The 21,491-nt window shown below is 37.5% G+C and carries 23 protein-coding genes; 14 read left to right on the plus strand and 9 right to left on the minus strand.

All coding sequences use genetic code 11. The features are described 5' to 3' along the window. Positions 1-137: 137 nt before the first annotated feature. From NLJ00_RS14095 to NLJ00_RS14105, 3 genes are all read right to left on the minus strand, one after another. Entirely contained in the window at positions 138-1,157 is a 1,020-nt protein-coding gene (locus NLJ00_RS14095; protein WP_256634199.1) for a saccharopine dehydrogenase family protein, read from the minus strand. A 22-nt stretch (positions 1,158-1,179) separates the two neighbouring features. After that, a complete protein-coding gene (locus NLJ00_RS14100) occupies positions 1,180-1,884 on the minus strand; it encodes a hypothetical protein (RefSeq protein WP_256634200.1) in 705 nt (234 codons plus the stop codon). A 74-nt stretch (positions 1,885-1,958) separates the two neighbouring features. Beyond that, positions 1,959-3,248 carry a Na+/H+ antiporter gene (locus NLJ00_RS14105; RefSeq protein ID WP_256634201.1) on the minus strand — a complete coding sequence of 430 codons (1,290 nt, stop codon included), beginning with the start codon at positions 3,246-3,248 and terminating at the stop codon, positions 1,959-1,961. 369 nt (positions 3,249-3,617) lie between these two features. Here NLJ00_RS14105 and dnaK point away from each other — a divergent pair, with 369 nt between their 5' ends. The 9 genes from dnaK to NLJ00_RS14150 all read left to right on the plus strand — a co-directional run bounded on the left by dnaK (position 3,618) and on the right by NLJ00_RS14150 (position 12,339). Then, positions 3,618-5,501 carry a molecular chaperone DnaK gene (gene dnaK / locus NLJ00_RS14110; protein WP_053473507.1) on the plus strand — a complete coding sequence of 628 codons (1,884 nt, stop codon included), beginning with the start codon at positions 3,618-3,620 and terminating at the stop codon, positions 5,499-5,501. A gap of 204 nt (positions 5,502-5,705) precedes the next feature. Beyond that, positions 5,706-6,260 carry a helix-turn-helix domain-containing protein gene (locus tag NLJ00_RS14115; protein ID WP_256634202.1) on the plus strand — a complete coding sequence of 185 codons (555 nt, stop codon included), beginning with the start codon at positions 5,706-5,708 and terminating at the stop codon, positions 6,258-6,260. Beyond that, positions 6,257-7,516: a site-specific integrase gene (locus tag NLJ00_RS14120; protein ID WP_256634203.1), complete on the plus strand. Its 1,260-nt coding sequence runs from the start codon at positions 6,257-6,259 to the stop codon at positions 7,514-7,516. The genes NLJ00_RS14115 and NLJ00_RS14120 overlap by 4 nt, the downstream gene beginning before the upstream one ends. Continuing rightward, the gene (locus NLJ00_RS14125; RefSeq protein WP_256634204.1) at positions 7,513-8,262 is read left to right on the plus strand and encodes a hypothetical protein; all 750 of its coding nucleotides are present in this window, start codon (positions 7,513-7,515) and stop codon (positions 8,260-8,262) included. The genes NLJ00_RS14120 and NLJ00_RS14125 overlap by 4 nt, the downstream gene beginning before the upstream one ends. A 106-nt stretch (positions 8,263-8,368) precedes the next feature. Continuing rightward, on the plus strand, positions 8,369-8,710 hold the full coding sequence (locus NLJ00_RS14130) for a helix-turn-helix domain-containing protein (protein ID WP_256634205.1): 342 nt from the start codon (positions 8,369-8,371) through the stop codon (positions 8,708-8,710). Positions 8,711-9,162: 452 nt separating this feature from the next. Next, positions 9,163-9,774, plus strand: coding sequence for a helix-turn-helix transcriptional regulator (locus NLJ00_RS14135; RefSeq protein WP_256634206.1), 612 nt, complete (start codon positions 9,163-9,165; stop codon positions 9,772-9,774). A gap of 140 nt (positions 9,775-9,914) precedes the next feature. Further along, positions 9,915-10,412, plus strand: a complete 498-nt coding sequence (locus NLJ00_RS14140; protein WP_256634207.1) for a nucleotidyl transferase AbiEii/AbiGii toxin family protein — start codon at positions 9,915-9,917, stop codon at positions 10,410-10,412. Between the two features lie 255 nt (positions 10,413-10,667). Further along, positions 10,668-11,120, plus strand: coding sequence for an Hsp20/alpha crystallin family protein (locus tag NLJ00_RS14145; RefSeq protein ID WP_256634208.1), 453 nt, complete (start codon positions 10,668-10,670; stop codon positions 11,118-11,120). 64 nt (positions 11,121-11,184) lie between these two features. Continuing rightward, positions 11,185-12,339 carry a cation:proton antiporter domain-containing protein gene (locus NLJ00_RS14150; RefSeq protein ID WP_256634209.1) on the plus strand — a complete coding sequence of 385 codons (1,155 nt, stop codon included), beginning with the start codon at positions 11,185-11,187 and terminating at the stop codon, positions 12,337-12,339. Between the two features lie 749 nt (positions 12,340-13,088). On the opposite strand, the gene NLJ00_RS14155 is transcribed toward NLJ00_RS14150, so the two are convergent. Both NLJ00_RS14155 and NLJ00_RS14160 read right to left on the minus strand, forming a co-directional pair. Then, a complete protein-coding gene (locus tag NLJ00_RS14155; RefSeq protein ID WP_256634210.1) occupies positions 13,089-13,754 on the minus strand; it encodes a family 16 glycoside hydrolase in 666 nt (221 codons plus the stop codon). A gap of 69 nt (positions 13,755-13,823) precedes the next feature. Beyond that, positions 13,824-14,537 carry a helix-turn-helix domain-containing protein gene (locus NLJ00_RS14160; RefSeq protein WP_256634211.1) on the minus strand — a complete coding sequence of 238 codons (714 nt, stop codon included), beginning with the start codon at positions 14,535-14,537 and terminating at the stop codon, positions 13,824-13,826. A gap of 101 nt (positions 14,538-14,638) precedes the next feature. Between NLJ00_RS14160 and NLJ00_RS14165 the strand changes: the two genes are divergently transcribed. The 3 genes from NLJ00_RS14165 (at position 14,639) to NLJ00_RS14175 (ending at position 15,925) form a co-directional block, all read left to right on the plus strand. Beyond that, positions 14,639-14,911, plus strand: coding sequence for a hypothetical protein (locus tag NLJ00_RS14165; protein ID WP_256634212.1), 273 nt, complete (start codon positions 14,639-14,641; stop codon positions 14,909-14,911). Between the two features lie 283 nt (positions 14,912-15,194). Beyond that, positions 15,195-15,626, plus strand: coding sequence for a response regulator (locus NLJ00_RS14170; RefSeq protein WP_256634213.1), 432 nt, complete (start codon positions 15,195-15,197; stop codon positions 15,624-15,626). A 53-nt stretch (positions 15,627-15,679) separates the two neighbouring features. Beyond that, complete coding sequence (locus NLJ00_RS14175; protein ID WP_256634214.1) at positions 15,680-15,925, plus strand: hypothetical protein; 246 nt, start codon at positions 15,680-15,682, stop codon at positions 15,923-15,925. Between the two features lie 36 nt (positions 15,926-15,961). Here NLJ00_RS14175 and NLJ00_RS14180 read toward each other — a convergent pair whose 3' ends face one another. The 3 genes from NLJ00_RS14180 to NLJ00_RS14190 all read right to left on the minus strand — a co-directional run bounded on the left by NLJ00_RS14180 (position 15,962) and on the right by NLJ00_RS14190 (position 17,765). Further along, positions 15,962-16,180: a hypothetical protein gene (locus NLJ00_RS14180; protein WP_256634215.1), complete on the minus strand. Its 219-nt coding sequence runs from the start codon at positions 16,178-16,180 to the stop codon at positions 15,962-15,964. Positions 16,181-17,071: 891 nt separating this feature from the next. Then, positions 17,072-17,233: a hypothetical protein gene (locus NLJ00_RS14185; RefSeq protein WP_256634216.1), complete on the minus strand. Its 162-nt coding sequence runs from the start codon at positions 17,231-17,233 to the stop codon at positions 17,072-17,074. Between the two features lie 4 nt (positions 17,234-17,237). Continuing rightward, positions 17,238-17,765, minus strand: a complete 528-nt coding sequence (locus tag NLJ00_RS14190; protein ID WP_256634217.1) for a hypothetical protein — start codon at positions 17,763-17,765, stop codon at positions 17,238-17,240. Positions 17,766-19,464: 1,699 nt separating this feature from the next. Between NLJ00_RS14190 and NLJ00_RS14195 the strand changes: the two genes are divergently transcribed. Together NLJ00_RS14195 and NLJ00_RS14200 are read left to right on the plus strand one after the other, a co-directional pair. Continuing rightward, on the plus strand, positions 19,465-19,749 hold the full coding sequence (locus tag NLJ00_RS14195; RefSeq protein ID WP_256634218.1) for a hypothetical protein: 285 nt from the start codon (positions 19,465-19,467) through the stop codon (positions 19,747-19,749). A 189-nt stretch (positions 19,750-19,938) separates the two neighbouring features. Then, on the plus strand, positions 19,939-20,313 hold the full coding sequence (locus NLJ00_RS14200) for an esterase-like activity of phytase family protein (RefSeq protein WP_256634219.1): 375 nt from the start codon (positions 19,939-19,941) through the stop codon (positions 20,311-20,313). A gap of 463 nt (positions 20,314-20,776) precedes the next feature. On the opposite strand, the gene NLJ00_RS14205 is transcribed toward NLJ00_RS14200, so the two are convergent. Next, entirely contained in the window at positions 20,777-21,160 is a 384-nt protein-coding gene (locus NLJ00_RS14205; RefSeq protein ID WP_408611649.1) for a DUF1573 domain-containing protein, read from the minus strand. Between the last annotated feature and the right edge of the window lie 331 nt (positions 21,161-21,491).

Genomic DNA, 21,491 nt, shown 5'->3' on the forward strand with positions numbered 1-21,491 from the left:
GTTTTAATGTTATACTCTAATAACAATCGAACTTTCGGAATTGGACAAAATATTTTATTTTTTTTGAAATAAATTTGAAAATAATTAAAAACTCTTGTGTTTACAGGACTTTACGGATACTTTTTTCTAATGAAAAATTATAAATGAGATTCTTCTATAGCCGAAATTGTGATGTCATCTTCATTTAAAGACTTTAAAAAATCTGCAGCGTCAAAAATTTCTCCAACAACGGTAACACCAGTTTTTGCTGTTTTGTCAGATAGTATTCTGTTTACCGTTTCTACGACTAAAGGTGAAGTTACGGCATAAATATCTTGTCCTTGTGTCGTAATTTTTCTTTTGAGATTATCTTTTGTGGCAACAACTTCTAAAGAAAAATGCTGTGAAGATCTGTTCTTTTCGTCAGTAGGTTCAGGTTCAGGAGTATCTTTATTTCTAAGATCGTCTAAAGAATTTTGACTTAAATAAGTATTGATCGTATTTACATTTAAATGACGTGAAATGGTAATAATTTCAGAGAGAGGAAGACTCACAACTTGTTTAATTCCAATTGGGTTTTGGAAATTCCAGTCAATTGGAACACTTGGTTCCAGTTCTTGTAATTGATTGTTTTTTAATGTTAATCTGGTGTAATGATTTCTGTCGCCCGTTAATCTGGTTCCTTTTGTGGGATACCAGGAATCAAGACCAATATAAATGTTTATTTCGTCAATTTTGTCCCAATCTTGCGTTACTGCCGTACTCAATAAATCTCCTAAACCGCCATAAAATGCAACGGCAGGAATTATTAAAATTTTACCTTTGGCTTTTTCAGCATAATTTTCAAATACATCTAAAACAGCTTTTTGCTCGGCACTTAAATCAATATAATGAATACCTAATCTTAAAGCAGATTCAATGATAGGTTCGGCAGTATCTAAAAACGGACCTGCACAATTTATAATAATTTCAGATTCAGAAAAAGCATTGTCTAAACTTGTTGCATCACTAATATCTGCGGCTTTTATTGTCGAATTTGGATATTGTTTTTTTAATTGCTGGAGGTTTTCTTCATCTCTTCCGGAAAGAATTAATTGATATCCTTTTCTGGAAAGTTCAGCAACAATAAATTTTCCCGTGTGTCCGTAAGCGCCATAAATTGCAATGCTATTTTTCATTTTGTAGAATCTTTAATTGTTTTTAAAGTACTTGGTATGTTACTCCAAATCTGAAAATTTTTGAATAAGCTTCGTTTGTACCGCCAACATATCCGTCCAGATAATTTTTTAATCCGAAAGAATAACCCAGATAAACACCAAATTTTTTATAATCTGTTGAAATTTGAATTCTTGGGCGAAAATCTGTACTTATTGTTTTTCTGTCTCTGGACGTAGTATATTTATTTCCGGAAGCATCAACTGCATCTCCTTTTTCTTTGGCACTAAGGATATTTGCAATATCAAAACCGGCCACTAAATCAATAGGAAATTTGTCTGCATTAAAACGATATCCGGCAAATGGGTTTATGTTGATGGTGTTAACATTCATGAAAGTTTCGCCAGAAACGGGAATAGCAACAGCTTCTTCATATTTAAATACAGATGTTAGGGAAGTTTTGCTACGCAGATCTTCGTAACCAGCTCCTATACCGTATATAAAATTAACTTTGGTTATTCTTTTTAGATTTAATGAAACTCCGTATGAGAGTACATTTTTTGATCCGTAAGGATTATTGGTATATCCATAACCTATGGTTTCAGAATCTAAAATAAAAGAAGATGATTCTGCACTTTTTCCTCCAAAAGCAGAAAGTCCTGAATCTAAAGAAACTCTCAATTCGGTTTTTTGGGCGTAAGAATTAGAAAAGAAAATAAAGGCAATCGCCAGTAATACTACTTTTTTCATTAGAAGTTTTTGGTTAAAGTTAACGAAGCTAATGTAGGTAAAATAGTATTGTATTTTGAAGCCGTATTTTATTTTTATTTTAAATTTTCTTCTAGTTTTTGTTCTTTTTCACTTTTAGTATTTAACCGTTTAACAATCCACGGAAGTGTAAGTCCTTGGCCAATAAGCGTAAAAAGTACGACTGCTACAGAAATAAAAATAATTGTATTTCTTTCGGGAAACGGAGTGCCGTCTTCAAGGAATTTTGGAAGTCCAATAGCAATGGCAAGAGATACAATACCGCGCATTCCGGACCAGCCTAAAATAATACTGTTGTTAAAGTCTAAAAGCGCATCTTCACTAACTTTTCTTTTTCCGCCTCGGTTTTTTTGAAATGCTTTTTGAAGATTAATTTTTTGGAGAAATACTCTAACCATCCTAATTAGCAAAGCTACAATTGTAATGATAAAAGCATAACCAATATAAGGGAGAATCATGTGGTTATCAATATCTTTTAATAGATACCTGAAATTAAGACCAATTAGAATAAAGATTAATCCGTTTAATAGAAAGATGATAATGTCCCAAAGGCTTCGGGAACTGTTTTTTAAATTTTCGGGGAATATTTTTTTGCTGAAACGGGCAATTGCCAATCCGGAAACTACTACTGCAATTACGCCTGAAACATGGAATTGTTCGGCTACCAAGTAGGCTACAAACGGCATTAACAGCATAAAGCTAATCGTGACATTGGTATTTTTATGTACTTTACTTAATATAAAGGCTAGGATTTTTGCTATTATCATTCCTACCAGAAAACCACCTCCTAATAAAAAAATAAACTGCAGTGTTGCTTTCCAGATTACAAAAGCAGATCCCATTACGGCTGCAACAGCAAAACGATAGGCAACAAGGGCAGAGGCATCGTTTATTAAACTTTCGCCTTCAAGTATTGTAATGGTTTTATGAGATATTCCGAGTCCTTTGGTAATGCTTACAGCAGCAACGGCGTCGGTTGCAGAAAGGATTGCTCCGAGTACAAATGCCAGCGGCCAGGTTATATTCGGGATCATATAATGAGCTACTACGGCAATCCAAAATGTGGTAAGAAAAACTAAAGTTATCGCCAGCGTGCTGATGGTGTTGAGATTGGTTTTAAAATCCTTTGGAGAAATATTAAAAGAAGCATCATATAATAATGGCGGCAGAAATATCAAAAAGATAATTTCGGGATTAATCTGGATTTCGGTCATGGTTGGAATAAAACCAATGGCGATTCCAACAATTACAAGAAGAATAGGGTAGGGAAGTTTTGCTTTATCAGCAAAGGCAGATAAACCGATTACGATGGCAAGTATAAATATAATGATACTGTAATTTTCCATTTTTTGGATTTAGAAAAATGCTAATTTACTTAATTCAGTATTTAATTAAAAATTATTCTGGTTGGAGAAAGACAAAAGTTCTAATGAAAACTAATGCCCTAGCCCCGATAGAAGCGGCATCCTTTTATGGTCTCGTTTCTTTAACGAGAGCATAAAAGATATAGCGGATAGCGGGAATAAGCTCCTTAATTATGACATATTTATAGATTTATGCCATGGTTGTCAGTCTTGAAAAATGTCATGTTGTCAGATGATTATTGTTGTGCCAATATTAAAACTGACAATTTACTTTGGTTTTTTATCTTGGCACAAAGATTGACTTATGCCACGTGAGTTATGAAAATTAAATCAAAATTAAATATATAAAAAATGGGTAAAATAATCGGAATTGACTTAGGTACGACGAACTCTTGTGTTTCTGTAATGGAAGGTAACGAAGCAGTTGTTATCCCTAATGCAGAAGGAAAAAGAACGACTCCATCTATCATCGCTTTTGTTGAAGGTGGCGAAATTAAAGTAGGGGATCCTGCAAAAAGACAAGCAGTAACGAATCCTACAAAAACGATTGCTTCTATTAAACGTTTTATGGGACATACTTTTGCTGAAACTCAAGATGAGGCAAAAAGAGTTCCTTACAGTGTTGTAAAAGGTGACAACAATACTCCACGTGTGGATATTGATGGTCGTTTATACACTGCTCAGGAGTTGTCTGCAATGACACTTCAAAAAATGAAAAAAACTGCTGAAGACTATTTAGGTCAAACTGTAACTGAAGCGGTTATTACTGTTCCTGCTTACTTTAACGATGCACAACGTCAAGCTACTAAAGAAGCTGGTGAAATTGCTGGTCTTAAAGTTATGCGTATCATCAATGAGCCAACTGCTGCTGCACTTGCTTACGGATTAGATAAAAAAGGAACTGATCAAAAAATTGCTGTTTACGATTTAGGTGGAGGTACTTTTGATATCTCTGTTCTTGAATTAGGTGATGGTGTATTTGAAGTATTATCTACAAATGGTGATACTCACTTAGGTGGTGATGATTTTGACCAGGTTATTATTGACTGGTTAGCTGACGAATTCAAATCTGAAGAAGGTATTGATTTACGTTTAGATCCAATGTCATTACAACGTTTAAAAGAAGCTGCTGAGAAAGCTAAGATTGAATTATCATCTTCTGCTGAAACAGAAATCAACTTACCATACGTAACTGCTACTGCTTCTGGACCAAAACACTTAGTGAAAAAATTATCTAGAGCTAAATTTGAGCAATTATCTGATACTTTAGTAAAACGTTCTATGGAGCCAGTTGCTAAAGCATTAAAAGATGCAGGTTTATCTACATCTGATATCGACGAAGTAATCCTTGTAGGAGGTTCTACTCGTATGCCAAGAATCGCTGACGAAGTTGAAAAATTCTTCGGTAAAAAAGCTTCTAAAGGTGTTAACCCTGATGAGGTTGTTGCTATTGGAGCTGCTATTCAAGGTGGAGTTTTATCTGGAGATGTAAAAGATGTATTGTTACTTGACGTAACACCTCTTTCTTTAGGTATCGAAACTATGGGTGGTGTATTGACTAAATTAATCGAGTCTAACACAACTATTCCAACTAAAAAATCTCAAGTATTCTCTACTGCTGCTGATTCTCAACCATCTGTTGAAATCCACGTATTACAAGGAGAAAGAGCTATGGCTGCTGATAACAAAACTATTGGTCGTTTCCACTTAGATGGTATCCCACCAGCACCAAGAGGAGTTCCTCAAATCGAAGTAACTTTCGATATCGATGCTAATGGTATTATCAAAGTATCTGCAACTGATAAAGGAACTGGAAAATCTCACGATATCCGTATCGAAGCTTCTTCTGGATTAACAGCTGAAGAAATCGAAAAAATGAAAAAAGATGCTGAAGCTAACGCTGATGCTGACAGAATTGCAAAAGAAAGAGCTGAGAAATTGAACGAAGCTGATAGTACTATTTTCCAAACTGAAAGTCAATTGAAAGAATTGGGAGATAAATTAACAGACGATCAAAAAACAGCTATCGAATTTGCTTTAACTGAATTAAGATTTGCTCACCAATCTCAAGATCTTGAGGCAATCCAAAAAGGATTAGACAATGTAAATGCAGCTTGGAAAACAGCTACAGAAGCAATGTACGCTCAAGGTGGTGAACAAGGTCAACAAGCTGCTCCACAACAAGAGCAATCTGGAGACAATGTTGAAGACGTTGAATTCGAAGAAGTCAAATAAGTACTGATTAACATCAGTTAACAATAAGTGTTAAACCGCTGTAAACGTAAAGTTTACAGCGGTTTTTCTTTTTTATGCATTTTTGTTTCTACTATTTTTTAATCGTTTTTTATCATATATTTGTACCATATTTGTACCGGCACTTAATAGGCGATAATGTGGCACTTATGTACACTTATGGCACTTAAATTGAGGATAAAGGGGATGAAAAGAATAAATAAACAATGTCTTGTATGCGGGGAAGTGTTTCTGCCCAAGACCGTAACTTCTATCTACTGCTCGCCAAAATGCAGCAAAAAAGCATACAAGCAGAAGATGAAGCAGCTTCAAAATGAAGCAGACATCAAAGCGATGATCGAGAAAATACCGCAGGATAGGGCATTTCTTTCTGTCCCGGAAGCTGGCATGCTTTTTGGCATAGCAAAAAGAACCCTTTACAGGTTTGTCGATCAGGGAAAAATTCCTTCAGTTAATCTGGGAACCCGCCTTGTACGGATAGACCGGAGCATTATGGAAAGGATGTTTGGCCCTGCCCGCAGCCTGCGGCAGGATGAAAGCGCACCGAAGAAAAAATTATACAGCCTTGAGAAAGAAGACTGCTATTCCATCGGCGAAATAGCTGAGAGATTTCAGATATCTGAAGGTTCTGTCTACAGCCATATCAGGAAATATTCAATACCTACCAGGCAGATCGGAAAGTATGTATATGCTCCAAAAAGCGAAATTGATAACTTGTATAACGGAAATGATTTTATATGAAACAATTAGCAAAAACCAAGGTGACTGTGCGTCTTCGAAAAGCAGAAGACCGAGAGGAATGGTATGTCTACATAGAAAGCTATCCTGTTGAGGTTTCTGGAAAGAAAACGCCACAGAGAATCCGTGAATACTTAAACAGAACCGTAAAAACCGTGGAGTGGGACAAGCAGAGAACCGCCCGTACAGATGCGCAGGGCATAAAATCCTATAAGCCCAGACGCAGCGATAACGGAATAATAATCACCAGAAGCGAAATCGACCGTGAAATTATGCTCTATGCCGACGGAGTGCGTAAAATCAGGCAGAAAGAATACGATAATACAGATCTGTACAGTGATGCTGAGAACCTGCTGGCTGAACAGAAAGAAAAAGCAAAAGAGGATTTTATCAAATACATTGCAGCTGTGGCGGCTAAAAGGCACGCCCGAAGTTCAAAATCCATTATGATCAATTGGGAGCGGACCGGAGAGTTTTTAAAAATCTATTCCAAAGGCAGGCTGATGTTTTCCCAGATTGACGGCCGAATGGCGGAAGATTTTAAGCTGTTTCTGCTGGCTGCGCCGCTCGGAGGAGGCAAAAAAGGAATACTTTCCCGTAACACTGCAGCAAGGTATTTTTCCATATTTAAAGCCGCTTTGAAACAGGCTTTTATCGACGGGTATCTAACCGTTGATTTGTCTTCAAAAATAAAAGGCATACCTGAGCAGGAATCAAGACGCGAATATCTTACCATTAAAGAATTGAACGTGCTGGCTGAAACGCCCTGCGAAAAAGATGTCCTTAAAAGAGCCGCGCTTTTCTCAGCGCTTACCGGCCTGCGGCATTCCGACATTCAGAAACTCCGCTGGAAAGAGATAAGCCTGGAAGACGACATGGCCAAACTGCATTTCACCCAGAAAAAAACAAGGGGTGTCGAATATATGCCTATTTCTGAGCAGGCTTTGCAGCTCTGCGGAGAGCCAAGGCTTCCCGGGCAGCTTGTTTTTGAGGATCTGCCGGATCCGTCGTGGATTTCACGCCCTCTGAAAAAATGGGTTGAATCTGCAGGCATTAAAAAAAACATAACCTTCCACTGCTTCCGCCATACATTTGCAACACTGCAGCTGTCCAGCGGGACAGACATCTATACGGTCAGTAAAATGCTGGGGCATACCAACGTAAAAACTACTCAAATCTACGCCAAGGTAATAGATGAGAAGAAAAACAGAGCTTCGCAGGCAATACAATTGGAATCTTTAAAGAAAAGAGCGCAATGAAAATAAAGTACTTCGAATATATTACAGTTTATCTGTCTGTTTTTTTAGTCTGTGTCTTTGTCGGTGTAATCGGAAGACTGGTGCTGCTGGAAAAAGGTGCGGATGAATATACGGCCGGTGTTTTCTTTTGGATCAGCACTGGATTTGGAGTTTTAATGTTTGCAATTCTAAGCCTGTTTCTAAACGATTTGGCTGAGAGATTGGTGAATCGTTTTTTGAAGGCTGAAAAAAAGCAATCGCTTGAAAGCCGCATTACAAGTGAGGACCTGGTAAAAATAGAAGAGGAGCGAGAGGATGCTTTAATTAAGCCGGAAATGCCTGAAAATAAAAATTCAGCCCTTGATATTGAGCAGATAAGGAAGGAGCGGCAAAATGCAGCCAGAAATCAAAAACAGGCCAGAATTGATATCGCCGTGAGATATGCGCAGCAGGAGTTCGCGCTTTACATGTCGGATGATGATCTGGAGCAATTGGGCAGCAACATAATTATATATGCTGAAGGCATAAATTTTGAAAAGATTAAACCGGTAAAAGTAAAAGATCTGTCCAATCTGGATCTGTATCATTTTGGCTGGAATATCTGGAATTGTTTTAAAGCCAGCAGACAGGACAGAGCCGCACAATTTTTAAAACTGACTTTTGCCGACGCTTTAAAAGATGTTGAGCAGAAAAGCATTAAAACGCATCTGAAAGATGATGAACAGAAAGGGCTTATAAAGATTATGGAAGATCTTACAGATTTTTAAATGCCGATACTTGTAAATCACTGTGTTTTTCAGGTGTTTCTGCTGTGAAGAAGGACACAGCAGAAACACTTTTTTCATTTGCACCATAACTATTAAAACGACAGTTATGGACACAAACGAAATCTCTTTTGAGAACCTGCCCAAAGCAGTAGCGCACTTAGTGCAAGAAATTGCTGAGATTAAACTTATGATTCAGAATGTGCAGGTATATGAATCTAAAGAAAAAACCATTCCTATGGGCATTGAAGAAGCAAGCCGGCTAATAGGGAAAGCAAAGCCAACAATTTACGCTCTTGTAAGGCAGAGAAAAATTCCGTGCTATAAGTATGGTAAAAAACTTTATTTTTTTGAAGAAGAACTTTTGGAATGGATTTCTAAAGAAAAAAAGAAAACCATTCAGGAAATCGAATCAGACGCATTGAAATTTAATCATAACCGAAATAAATAGACGTCAGGAATACTTATATTGCTCCAATGCATCATCAAAACCATCTAATGCAAAGCGATCCGCTGTCTAAAAGACAAATACGGCTTTTCTTTCGAATTTCTTGATTTGATGCTATTTAATCTCTTTCAAATAGAGCACGATTCGAACTTTATCGATAAAGAAATAAACCAACATTTCGCTTCATTAGAAAAACAAATCATTAAGGACTTATTATTAAAACCTCCTTAACTTTTGCGGCAAATTGAACGCAACTCCATCACAATGTACCAAAATTGTGGAGGATAAAAACTATAAAATTTATCTTAGCTTTTTGTAGAAGAAACAGTATGAAGTCTAAAATAGAAAATTGATTTTTTCTTGGTAAAGGCATTATATCGGAGATGGGTGGCCACTAAAAATGAATTAACAGTTCATTATCTTTTTATGTAAACAAATTTGTTTACATTTGCACTATGGAACCAAAATATGAGAAATACAAAGGACTGCATCCAGGGACCGTACTTAAACGAGAACTGGATAAACGCAATATGGCACAGCGTCCTTTTGCCATTTCAATAGGTGAATTTCCTCAGACAATCAATGCCATACTAAAAGGAAAACGAAGCTTAAATACAGCTACAGCTTTGAAAATAGAACACGCGCTTGCACTTGAAGAGGGTACCCTGATGATTCTTCAGGTTTATTTTGATATACAAAAAATAAAAGAAAAAGATACGGAAAAAAAACTTCAGACACCTAATACCGAGCGTTTAAGGAAAAGTCTATTTTGGGATACCGATATTAATAAGATACAATGGAAAAGCCAATCAGCAGCAGTAATCAACAGGATTTTTGAACGCGGGAATATAGGGGAGAAAAAAGAAATTGTAAAATTTTATGGATCTCTTGAAATCCGGACTGTTCTTAATGCAGCGCATGCCAAAATGGATTTGAGAGCGAAAAAACTGCATTATAGGTTTGATCCTAAAAATAAGGTGCTAAATGCCGCAAAAGATTTAAAGCCGGAAAGCATAAGTCCAATTAAAAGAAAAAAACGAAATGATGCGCCCGTTTCGCAGAAATGAAAAATGAAAAAATAATGATGCACTGGGAAACGGTTAATGGGCTGCTAAGGCAATGCCTGCTGGATTTAATGCAGGCGCCGGAATTCAGTAGTTTCAGGCTGGTCGGAGGCACAGCGCTGAGTCTTCACAGGGGGCATTGAATGTCTATTGATATCGACCTTTTTACAGATCAGGATTACAGTACAGTTGATTTCGATGCAATTGAAAGCTATCTTCTAGGACATTTCCATTATGTAGACCCCAATTTTGGAGGGATAGCTTCCTTTGGAAAATCCTACCTGATAGGCACTGATGCTGAAAATACCATCAAATTGGATATTTACTATAGTAATGAGAAATTCCTTGATCCGGCTCTAGAGATGGATGGAGTGCGTATGGCAAGTGTTGAGGATATTATAGCCATGAAACTTGATGTCGTGATGTTTGGGGGTCGCAAGAATGATTTTTGGGATCTGCATGAGCTTCTGCCGGACTACAGCATTGCTGACATGATGGCTTTGCATGCAAGGCGATGCGAGTATATGCATGATGCTGAAGCCATACAGCGCAACTTTACAGATTTTACTGGCGCTGATCAGGATTTTGATCCGATCTGCCTGAGAAACAGGCAGTGGGTCTTTATAAAAAGAAGATATTGAGCAGGCAGCTGGGAATACTTAGACGCACGCTGCTGATTCGGCAGCAGCAATTTAGGGGTATTTTGCACATGCTCTTGTCAAAGGGACAAATGGCAGTAAGATTAAAGTTTCCCATAATCCTTAATGACATTTTTTCATTATCTATTATGATAAAATGTCAGAATTGGACACTGGCATATTTTTTGTTTTTTTTCTTCTGCACGCCTTAGTGCAAGTTCAAAAATTTATTGTACAACAATTTTAAAAATTACTGTTATGAATCTTATTAAAAGAAACGAAGGCCGTGTGCCGGCTTTCCAGCGTTTGTTTTTTGATGATGTTTTTGGCCGCGATCTTTTCAATTGGGAAAACAACAATTTTTCAGCTACAAGCACCACACTCCCTTCTGTAAACATTAAGGAAACGGACCAGAATTATGAAGTAGAGGTTGCTGCTCCCGGCATGAACAGGGAAGACTTCAGGGTTACCCTTGAGGATGGAAAGCTGCTTATCTCCTCTTTTAAGCAGGAGCAGGTAGACAGACAGGACGAAAATTACACGCGCAGAGAGTTCAGCTACCAGTCTTTCCAGAGAAGTTTTATGCTTCCTAAAAATGTCGTGGACGAAGATAAAATTCGTGCCCGATACGAAAATGGAATTTTACTGCTGTCCATACCCAAACTGGAGCAGAGCAAACAAAAAGCTCCGCGAATGATAGAGATTTCGTAAAACTTTTGTCAATTTTACTGAAAGCTGCCCTTAAAGGCAGCTTTCTTGATTATAATGTAAAGATATGCTGTCACAATTATTCTCAGGGATAGCTGTGCTATCCCTTATTGTCTTATTGATGATTTTATTGCTGCGCCGTTTAAAGCAGCCTTACTTTATTGCCTACATAGCGGCCGGCGTGCTTTTAGGTCCACAGGTGTTTAATATTATCCACAAACCTGATGTGATATCAGAACTTGGTGAGATCGGGATCATTATTATGATGTTTTCTTTAGGAAGCGAGATTGACCTTCAGGATCTCACGCGTAATTTTTACAAGCCGCTGTTAATTGCATTTGTTCAGATCGCGCTTAGTTTTATCGGCATGTATTTTATAGGATCGTATGGGGGATGGAAAATGACCACAATTGTACTGACTGCTTTTATAATAAGCATCAGCAGTTCGGCCATTGCATTTCAGTATCTGGCCAGAACAGGCGAAATTAAAAGCCGGCTGGGCATGATTACCTGCGGTGTATTATTAATGCAGGATATATTGGTTATACCCATGATGCTGGCATTGAATTTTATGTCCGGTGCCGCTGTATCGGCAGTCCAATTGATAAAAGTATGCGCAGGAGGGACATTGATGGTTCTTTTTTTGAAAGGGGCTGTGACTAAAAAGCTTTTTAAAATTCCGATGCGCAAAGAGATTGCCGCTGACCATGAACTGCAGGTCTTTATCGGCTTCAGCATCTGTTTCACAATGGCCTGGATCAGCGGATGGTTTGGCTTGTCCACTGCTTTTGGTGCTTTTGCGTCGGGGATATTAATCGGGCATGATAAGGCAACCCGCTGGCTGGGAAGTTCCCTTATTCCTTTCAGGGTATTTTTTATGGCTTTCTTTTTCCTGGCCGTGGGACTGCAGTTGGATATTCATTTTTTTATCCAGAATGCAGGAACCATTATATTAATTTCATTTTCAGTGCTATTTATAAACAGCCTGATCAATACTATTGTTTTTAAACTGACTAAGAACTCCTGGCGCGACAGTTTATATGCAGGGGCACTCTTATCGCAGATAGGGGAATTCAGTTTTATTTTGATGACCATGGCAGCTTCTTTAAAATTAGTGGAAAATTATGTCTATCAGATAACACTGGCTGTAATTACTTCAACGATGCTGCTCACTGCAATCTGGCTTACGATTATTCAGCAGCTGATTTACAGGATAAAATAGAAAAGATTGTTTTTTCTTTTTGGCCTCAAGAAGGTATTTTTTTGAGAATTGCTTTTTAAGCCTGCAGTAATTTTTCCGGCAGCATTTTCCCGCTGTCCGTTATAGTCTGTCTGCGACGCAGTCCGCGACAGACAGATTTCACAGCTGTCGCTTCTAAAAACCTGGCCGGCTTAAGCTTTGCTGATGAAAAAATCTGTGTCATACCAGAGCATCATTTTGGTAAGTTTTAGTTTCAAAAGGACACAATTCCGGTATAGTTTCGCCTTCATTTATTTTTACCAGGTATTCTGCAGAACGAGTTCTCCGGCAGATTGGTTTTTGTTTAGGACTGTTTTAATGATACTGTACCGGGTATAATTTTCAACTGTAATTTCAATAAGATAAGTCTGCGCATGAAGATTTTTTATTAAGAATTCCCCATTATTGTCCCTGAGCTAAAAATTCTGGATCATTTTTCTCTGATCTGTAAAAACATCAAGCTCGAAAACCTTAATGCAAAATGATTCAATAGGGCTGTATCCAGTATCAACAATCCTTCCCCAGATGGTAAAGCCCTGCTTTTGTGATGGAGCAGCGAGAAGGGAGTAAGGAGAAGGATAATTAAAAGCATTCTTTTGATCATAATATTAATCTGTTTTTATAGAGCAAATGAACAGGCCTTTCTTGCGATATGACCAGGCGCGGGGCGGTCAATAAATTGGTTCTTTGTAAGAGGCCGGACACTGCCGGCACAGGGCTGGGCAGTGTTTTTATTTTTTATGATTTATCCTAATGGTTTTAAAGTCTCCTCCGCTGCTGTCTGCTGTAAAGAGCCCTATTTTTCCAGATGTTCTACTGCTGCGTTTTTTGACTGTCAGCGAGGGCTGGGATGCATTGTTTATATACGCTTTGACAGTTGCGGCGTCAATTACTAATTTCATTGTAAACCATCCGTTGGGATCAGGCGGATTGATGATTGCTTTCTCAAAAACCGCATTGCTCTGCTTTCTTAATCTATCCCAGGTAAAATCGGGATGTGAAATATACTGCACGGCATGAATTCTGCGGACGGAATCTTTTGCGGCGAAATTAAAAGGACGGCAGTAGACAGCATCATAAGTGCTGTCATCTGTCCCGTGAAAGGCAATCCCGATAAAACTCCGTTGGAAAACGTCTTTTCCGCGCATTTCAATTTCAATTGTTCCGTTTTTAAAGTCCTTAACAGTAAGCCATACAAGGCCCTCCTTTTTATTTTCCGCTATTTTTAGGTAAGCGCCGCTGTCACTTGAAACAATTTTAATCTCTCTGTTTACCGGTTTGAGCTTTGCTTTTTTGTATAAATCAGCAAGTTCAATAGTTTGCCGCTGCTGTCCCAATAGTAAGCAGGGGAACAGTATTAAGGCAAACATAAAGGTAAATCGGATGTGCTTTTTCATGGACAGACTGTTTTGGAAAATATCTTCATGTACAAAAATACAATACAGCCCAAAGGGAATAATTACCGCTTAGATAACAGAACTACCATTTTGATAAGCATTCCTAAATTCTTTGAGGGAAGTCCCGGTCTGGGCCTTGAAGAAACGCGTCAGATGATTGGCCTGGGAGAATTCTAACTGGTAAGAAATTTCATTTGCAGTAAGGCTGGTATAGCACAGCAGGGACTTTATTTCAAAGACAATAAATTCATTTACCATTTCAGAGACGGTGACCCCGAACTGCTTTTGGATGCATTTATTGAGCATAACCCTGCTGATTCCCAGCTGCCGGGCATAATGGTCTATGTTTCTTGTTTTGCGTATTTGATTTTGTAAAAGCTCTTTAAACCTGAATGCAGTGCTGTTATTTTCTGTTTCGGATGACAGAAGGTAATGCGATGCATAGGCCCGGTTGAGTTTGATCAGTATAAAGTAAAGCAGTGACCTTACAAGGTGTCCGCTGTCTGACCGGAATGTTTTTATCTCACAGAGCAACTCGCCGATTATATCAGCCAGCTGTGAAAACAAGGCATCATCAGCCTTAAGGAAAAGCGGTTTGGTTGTTGTAGAAATACTGCAGCCTGAAAGTGAAGAGCTTGTCGGAGAAGGCAGTTTCATATTATTTTTGGGAGAGTCCAAAATTTCCTCTATTTGCACCATTATGCTGGGCATATCATCGATGGTAACCGGCTCTGTGCGGATAAGCCTGCTTTGGGGGTATAATTTCCTGTACGGATTTTTCATTAAGTGCAAGGTTTTGGTATTCTTGGGGGAGATTATTAATTAAGATCAGTATTTTTTCATTTCCTTTTCCATCACAGCTACTGTTTTATCAAGAAGTCAATGTGTTTTTTAAAACTGCTGAACTGCGGATCACTGAGCTGCTGCCGCAGAAAGAGTTCCGCATTTTTCTCTGCCCTTCCAAATACCGCCTGAGCCTTTTTCTGAAGATCAGCGGCTTCTTTTGCAAAGGCAGGGAACTGGCTGGCGGCCTTTTTCAGGGCAGCGCCCCTGTCCTTTCAAAAAGTCTCCGTTTCAATGGCAAGAAGCACTTTACGATCATGGTGCTGCTACGGATAGAAGCGCCAGGCAGCCAGTACACAAAAAAGGAGCAGTAGGGTTCTCACAGCCTCCATTTAAATCTAAAATGATACAGATAGGTAATGAAAAATCTTATAAAAACGTAAAAAATAATCTTCACTGCACTACTGTTTTTATATAATTCCTAAATACTGTTATAAAATTTTCACTTTTAGCAGGCGCCGTCCATTTTCCGCAGAAAATCACTGTACCTTTATCGGGGCTGTATAGGCGATTTATGTTTTTTGCCTGCCGCGCCAAACCGCATCCAGCTAAAAAACGTATTTAACTGCAGCCGTGGAGCTTAAAAATATATGTGCCATGTTATATAAAAATATTCTGCTTATCGATGACGATCGTGATGATGCCGAGCTGTTTATGGAAGCGGTAGACCTGCTCAATAAAAACATACTGCTGCGATGGGAGAGCAGTCCGCAGACTGCCTTGGAAGGACTCAGGGAATCGGATAACCTGCCCGAACTGATTTTTCTAGATTATAATATGCCCAGAATCAATGGGCTGGAGCTGCTGGGGGCCTTAAAAAATGACGCAAGGCTGAAGGATATTCCGGTACTGATGATCTCGACCCCCTCAGCGGATTACATGAAGAGCAAAATCGGGCAGCAAAACATCCTTGCCTATCTCACAAGCCCAACAGTTTTGGCGGGCTGCTTTCCCAGCTGGATTCGCTTTTGCGGCCATAGCCATTTTGATGTTTCCAGACAGTGCAAGGCGCTGAGGTTGAAATCTTAATTGCTATATTTGATATGAAAATTACCACTATTATAAAATACAGATCTTTCACAATGGAAAACGCAATACAATTAAAGGTGAGAAAAGATTTGGACCCGCGCCAGCAGCTCAGCGTGATCAAGCTCAAAGGGAGTCTGATATCGAAAGGCTATATCGAGATTATCCATATCCTGGACCAGGACGATGAATATCATCTCAATACCTTTGAAACGGACCTGGAGAAGCGCGGTGAAGCCCGGCAGTATATCGCGGCATTTATCGATCAGGAAAACCTTGCAGATACGTTTACCTTAAAGTAATGCGGATTTGGCTGGCATTGGAACCCGGAGCTGCTGTTATCCGTTTATTTTTTCCCCGTGATGCTGTGAGAGCCACTTTTCCATTTTCTGCAGCAGATGGATCTGCTCTGGATTTCCCGATGGGTCGGATAGCCCTGTGATGGTCCTCTGGTAATTAAATTTTTTATTTTCAAAAAGGCAGGTGAACTTTGGAACCTCATTGTGGGATACCAACCATTTGCCGCTGTCTTGTTTTATAATTTTAAATTTCTTCATGTCTCCTGCGCTGTCAAACCAGAGGTGGTAGCTTTTAATCTGTGTAAAAAGGCAAAATTAGGATTTATTTTTTTATCGCTCCTGCTTTCATGTTAAGTATGCCTGCGATTTTGCAGTGGTATGGGGCTCTTTAATGCTGTCTTTTTGGAGCTTTTCCCCGCTATGCTTTACAATCTTTGCGACGAATCCCGCCGCAAAGGATTTCATCTTCTATTGGGGCTAGGGACTCTGAGAAGCCCTATTTTGTCTTGAAGAATTATCTATAAGTCTTCCCTTATTTTGTCACTCAAAGATGATCATTTGTTTACGGAATTAAATAATGGTTTGTTTTGTTATGCAGAGGGACATTGACGAGATTCGAACCATTACTTTTTACTGGAGATTTGAAGCTACTACCGTAAAGATTAGTTAGTTAGTTAGTTAGTTAGTTAGTTAGTTAGTTAGTTAGTTAGTTAGTTAGTTAGTTAGTTAGTTAGTTAGTTAGTTAGTTGTGTTTTTTTTCTTTTAAGATTTTTTTATTATTGTTTTGGCCGGTGATAGGGGGACTTTCCAGAAGAATGTTTTTGATTTTATTGGCAGATTTATTTGGTGGCTATTTGATTACTCATGGTTTAATGAGATTTCCAGCACTGGTTCGGGGTCTGTTATCTGCACTATGAAATTGAAAAGCCTGAGGGTGCCTTCTCAAGCTTTTTGTGCGGTTTGGAAATTTATTGAATCTTTTTTTAGGTTTAAAACAACCTTCTGATACTAAAGTTTTGGAAATAAATTAAGCCTATTCTTCGGATTGCAAACAGAGAAAACGGGCTGGTAAAGCAAATTATTCAAATGAAGACCGCTTCCTATTAAGCTGATTGCTCAAATCCATTGCTGATTTTATGTGATCGGCTTTTATTTTTTCACCGTAATTTTTCCTTTTGCAATTTTTTTCGCAACATTTTTTTTAGATTTTCTACTTGCAATAAAATCGCTGATTTCTTTTCGTTCTGGGTCAGTTAATGGGGGACTTTGAATTATAAAATCGACCCCTTTAGGTTCTTTTATTAAGTTCATCTCTCTAAGATTTAAAATATTTTTTCACTAAATTTTTTGCTGCTTCCGTTTCAATAATCATTTTCTGATTTTTAAAATGAAAAGCACCTAAATTTTCTTCGTAATGTTTAATTAAGTTTGTTTTAGCTGTAAACGCGACAAAACCATCAAAACCTTTTTGGAAAGAAACTTTACAAGCATAAGCCACTAAATTTCCAGCAACACCCTCATAAAGTTTTTCTTTACCAATATTAAACGGAGAACTTTCAAGTAAATTCATATAAATGTGGTCTTGTTCAACAGTGATACTTAAAAGGCCTTGCAAAATTGATGGGTTGTTTACTATTGTTAGTTTATAAACTTCTTTCTGTAAATCTTTGAATTCTAATTTCCAGTCAAAATTCCAGCCATTCTTTTTGGTTACATTTTTCAAGTCAGCTGTAGTCATTCTGCTAACTTCTGTTTGAAAACTGTCTCCAGAAATTGTGTTTAAAATGGAATCTGTTAATTTGTCAATTATGAAATCTTGTTCTATTTGAATTTTAGTACTCATACTTCAAAAATACGAAATAATTTGATTTTTATGAAATAGAATTTTTGCTGTAAATTTCGGTTCGCTGTCTCAAGCTGTCTCAAGCTGTCTCAAGCTGTCTTAGTTAGTTAGTTAGTTAGTTAGTTAGTTAGTTAGTTAGTTAGTTAGTTAGTTAGTTGTAAAATATCGGCTTTTTAATCAATATTTCTTATACACTTTCGAACCTGAGCTTCTGAAGGCCTGATTTTTCTGGTTTTCATGTTTTCGAAAATACTATTTGCTGCGATTTTGCCACAAAACTCAAATGACAAGATTTAAACATATTTAGAATTATTATTTTGGGCAGGAACAGGACTAGAACCTGTCTAAGTAAATTAATTATAATAAGCAATACAGCTTGAACCTAAGTTTCCTTTAGCCATATTTTGCTGAGGGTTTATTTTTTTCAAAATAAAATGCGCCACGATGTTGCTACAAACTTAAAATAAGGAAAAGCATTAAATTTACCAACAGATTAGGCGCTACAAACATCGAGTGACTGATTTAGGGTTAGGTTTTTATAATTTTTGTTATAATAAAAATGAGATAAATTAGTTGTATCTTAATCCGTGCTTTAAATAATTAGCGATTAAATTGATTAACTGTTTTTAAGCCAATAAAAACGGTGCTTACAGCTACCGCATTGAAAATACAACACGCGCTTGCCCTTGAGCAGGGTACGCTGATGATCCTTCAGGTGTATTTTGATATAGATAAAATAAAAGAAAAAGATTCTAAAAATAAACCCTAAGCGCCCAATACAGCCGCTTAAGGAAAAGCTTGTTCTGGGATACCGATATGAGCAGAATTGAATGGAAAGGCCAGTCAGCCATTTGCCGCTGTCTTGTTTTTTAATTTCAAATTTCTTCATGTCTCCAGCACTGTCAAACCAGAAGTGGCAGGTTTTAATCTGTGTAAAAAGGCAAAATTAGGATTTATTTTTTTATCGCTTCCTGCTTTCATTTTAAGTCTGCCTGCGATTTTGTAGTGGTATGGGGATTTTTAATGCTTTCTTTTGGGAGCTTTTTCCCGCTGTGCGTTTCACCCGAGCGCAAGCGAACTGGCGAAGCAATCTTTTGCGTCGAACACCGGCGCAGGAGGATTTTTACTGCTATCGGGGCTAAAAAGTTAAGTTGACAATTTTTAATTGTAAAATTGCCCCGTTGTTATTTGCCATTAAAAATTAATTGGAACAAATCAGGGTGTTACATATTCAGTTTCTGTTCTATCATTGGTCTTCGAACTTGCTAGGTTATCAAATGAGAAATCAATTATGACCAACACAAATTAATACCGCTTCTCCAGCAAAACAAAACAAATTAATTTCATTGTTATATTCTTTCCTTATCAGTTCCTCTGTTTCCATATCTACCATAAAATTTTATTGTTTTTATTTATGAAAAGCGTTTTTGATGTTGCGGAAATATATCAAATAAACTATTAATTATCTAAAATTTTCTTATTGTTAGAACTCGATGAAGGTCAGTACACAGAAGCTGTGTACTCCACTTTTTTTTTGGGGTGAAGAGAGAAATATAACTAAAAGTCAAAAATAGGTTTATGGTTCAAAAAAGTATGCCCAATAAATCTGAGCCTGACAACAATAGAAATTGAGCTTTAAAGCAATAAAATTCCATCTCTAATTATTTACCTTTGTAAGATTTAATAAATAAAAACATTTATGGATGTGCAACAGAACGAAAACTTAAAAACAATAAGCTACGCAGGCATTTTTCTATCTTGCTTTAATGAGCAGGCAGAGAAATGTGTTGAAGCAGCACCAGAACATATATTGTCCTATTTATATTCCGGGGAGCAAATCATCGAAAATGATACGGAAAGAATTACTATAAATGCCGGTGAATGCGCATTTATTCGTAGAAATCATCGTGCTGTTATGTATAAAAAAAGCAAAGGAGATGATTCTTATAAAGGAATTCCCTCGTTTTTAACAGAGCTGTTTTAAGAGAGTTTTATAGCAAAATAGATAAGACCAAATTACCCAAAAAATGTACAATAAGCGATAAAGGTATCTTCAAAATAGAGCCACGAGCTGATATTATAAGCTTATTTCAATCGCTTACACCTTATTTTGACGAAAATATTAAACCTACAGAAGCAATTGTAAACCTGAAGCTGTTAGGCAAACCGCGGAATGGAAGGCCTGGCGATTACCCCGGACGAAAAAACACTTGTTGGAATCATGCAGTCACGTTTATATAACCCATCAAATGCAGGAGCAATAAATAAAACATTGACCAGAATCGTGACTTTCGATATCGCATCATGGGCAACCAAACAATATTTATACAAACAGGAAATAGATAATAATTCAAATTCTGAAATTTCGGCTTTAAGCGCCACTCAGTTTCTTCTTGTAGAAAGAGATGGAAATTTTAGCGGGGATGGTGCGGTGATGAAGCATATCTATAAAATTGATATTACCGGGGCGACAGATGTTTCAGGTACTGACTTTAATGCCGAAAACGGATATTTGGTCAATGGTAAAGCATTGGAGGCAAATACGTAGGAAGAATTAACCACAGCGAATATCAAGCCGGTTTCAAAGGTGCTTGCGGTGGACGTGTTTAAGTATTTGGGCAATTACCCGCATGATAAATTAGAAGGTATCTGGCTAATTAATTCCAATACCATCGGGATTATCAATGATGATGATTTTGGTATATGGAGTGATGCAGCCAATAAAATAAAAGCAAAAACACTATCGCCTGCCAGTGGGACTAATAGAGATGGCAATAGATTGTATATTTTGAAATTTTAAAAGCAGGCTAAAATAGTATTGTGTTTGTTTTAGTTTAAACAGGAACATTCGAATTGAGTAGAATGTTCCTGTTTTGTTTTAAATATTATATTGAAATTAAAGTTTTCATTCCGGGATCATTGCCGGGATGCTGCTGCTTAAAAATAGGCATAAAAAAAGGCATCCAGAAATCTGAAGGCCAAATAAGCAAAAGTAAGAATGAATTTATTTTTTACAGCACTTCGCCTTTAATCCTTAAAGCAACTCTTCCCTCAGGATAATTTACCGCATTACTCTCCACTGTAATTGTTTTACGAATGGGACCTGGGGCCATATTATTATACTTAAAACTGATTTTACCTTTTTTACCCGGCATAACAGCCGCGGCAGGTTTGGTAACAACGATCGAACTTAGTGTTGATTCTGCACGTGTGATTAACAAGGGGGCATCTCCGGTATTTTTAAATTCAAATGAATGAACCTGGTTATCCGCTTTTGAAACTCTACCACAATCTATGGTATTCTCCGGAGCTTCAAATTCAATCATTGGGCCGCCTTGGCAGTACCCCATAGCGCTAAATAATACTATCAAAATAAATAAGGCTGGGTTTTTTATCATGAAATTTTTATTTGTAGTTAAATATGTTTTCTTCATTTATATAAAAAAATAAATATAGATTTACCGGCCGAACTCTTTAAAGATCTTATTCTACATTGAAAGTTCGTCAATACTTTGCAATAAAGGGTGGCAATATAGCAATTAAATACCAATAAATGACATTAGCATCAGAATTTAATGGATGCCAATTGTCAATGGATTGCGTCTTGGCCTTTTGGCGGAATTGTTTAAAACCCACACTAAATTAAACCTACCTGTTTGAGCTTGATGCAGTAATTTTTCCCAGCTGCAGCCTGAAGTCTGGTTTTTTAGCATTAAAAATATCAAC

Source organism: Flavobacterium panici, assembly GCF_024499525.1.
Classification (GTDB): Bacteria; Bacteroidota; Bacteroidia; order Flavobacteriales; family Flavobacteriaceae; genus Flavobacterium; species Flavobacterium panici.

Excerpts from the sequence above, each read along its gene's own strand:
- NLJ00_RS14130 (WP_256634205.1), top strand. The coding sequence starts at position 8,369 with ATGGACACAAACGAAATCTCTTTTGAGAACCTGCCCAAAGCAGTAGCG.
- NLJ00_RS14095 (WP_256634199.1), bottom strand. The coding sequence starts at position 1,157 with ATGAAAAATAGCATTGCAATTTATGGCGCTTACGGACACACGGGAAAA.
- NLJ00_RS14185 (WP_256634216.1), bottom strand. The coding sequence starts at position 17,233 with ATGAACTTAATAAAAGAACCTAAAGGGGTCGATTTTATAATTCAAAGT.
- NLJ00_RS14100 (WP_256634200.1), bottom strand. The coding sequence starts at position 1,884 with ATGAAAAAAGTAGTATTACTGGCGATTGCCTTTATTTTCTTTTCTAAT.
- NLJ00_RS14105 (WP_256634201.1), bottom strand. The coding sequence starts at position 3,248 with ATGGAAAATTACAGTATCATTATATTTATACTTGCCATCGTAATCGGT.
- NLJ00_RS14135 (WP_256634206.1), top strand. The coding sequence starts at position 9,163 with ATGGAACCAAAATATGAGAAATACAAAGGACTGCATCCAGGGACCGTA.
- NLJ00_RS14170 (WP_256634213.1), top strand. The coding sequence starts at position 15,195 with ATGTTATATAAAAATATTCTGCTTATCGATGACGATCGTGATGATGCC.
- NLJ00_RS14200 (WP_256634219.1), top strand. The coding sequence starts at position 19,939 with ATGGAAGGCCTGGCGATTACCCCGGACGAAAAAACACTTGTTGGAATC.
- NLJ00_RS14140 (WP_256634207.1), top strand. The coding sequence starts at position 9,915 with ATGTCTATTGATATCGACCTTTTTACAGATCAGGATTACAGTACAGTT.
- NLJ00_RS14155 (WP_256634210.1), bottom strand. The coding sequence starts at position 13,754 with ATGAAAAAGCACATCCGATTTACCTTTATGTTTGCCTTAATACTGTTC.
- NLJ00_RS14150 (WP_256634209.1), top strand. The coding sequence starts at position 11,185 with ATGCTGTCACAATTATTCTCAGGGATAGCTGTGCTATCCCTTATTGTC.
- NLJ00_RS14160 (WP_256634211.1), bottom strand. The coding sequence starts at position 14,537 with ATGAAAAATCCGTACAGGAAATTATACCCCCAAAGCAGGCTTATCCGC.
- NLJ00_RS14180 (WP_256634215.1), bottom strand. The coding sequence starts at position 16,180 with ATGAAGAAATTTAAAATTATAAAACAAGACAGCGGCAAATGGTTGGTA.
- NLJ00_RS14115 (WP_256634202.1), top strand. The coding sequence starts at position 5,706 with ATGAAAAGAATAAATAAACAATGTCTTGTATGCGGGGAAGTGTTTCTG.
- NLJ00_RS14120 (WP_256634203.1), top strand. The coding sequence starts at position 6,257 with ATGAAACAATTAGCAAAAACCAAGGTGACTGTGCGTCTTCGAAAAGCA.
- NLJ00_RS14125 (WP_256634204.1), top strand. The coding sequence starts at position 7,513 with ATGAAAATAAAGTACTTCGAATATATTACAGTTTATCTGTCTGTTTTT.
- dnaK (WP_053473507.1), top strand. The coding sequence starts at position 3,618 with ATGGGTAAAATAATCGGAATTGACTTAGGTACGACGAACTCTTGTGTT.
- NLJ00_RS14190 (WP_256634217.1), bottom strand. The coding sequence starts at position 17,765 with ATGAGTACTAAAATTCAAATAGAACAAGATTTCATAATTGACAAATTA.
- NLJ00_RS14195 (WP_256634218.1), top strand. The coding sequence starts at position 19,465 with ATGGATGTGCAACAGAACGAAAACTTAAAAACAATAAGCTACGCAGGC.
- NLJ00_RS14175 (WP_256634214.1), top strand. The coding sequence starts at position 15,680 with ATGGAAAACGCAATACAATTAAAGGTGAGAAAAGATTTGGACCCGCGC.
- NLJ00_RS14145 (WP_256634208.1), top strand. The coding sequence starts at position 10,668 with ATGAATCTTATTAAAAGAAACGAAGGCCGTGTGCCGGCTTTCCAGCGT.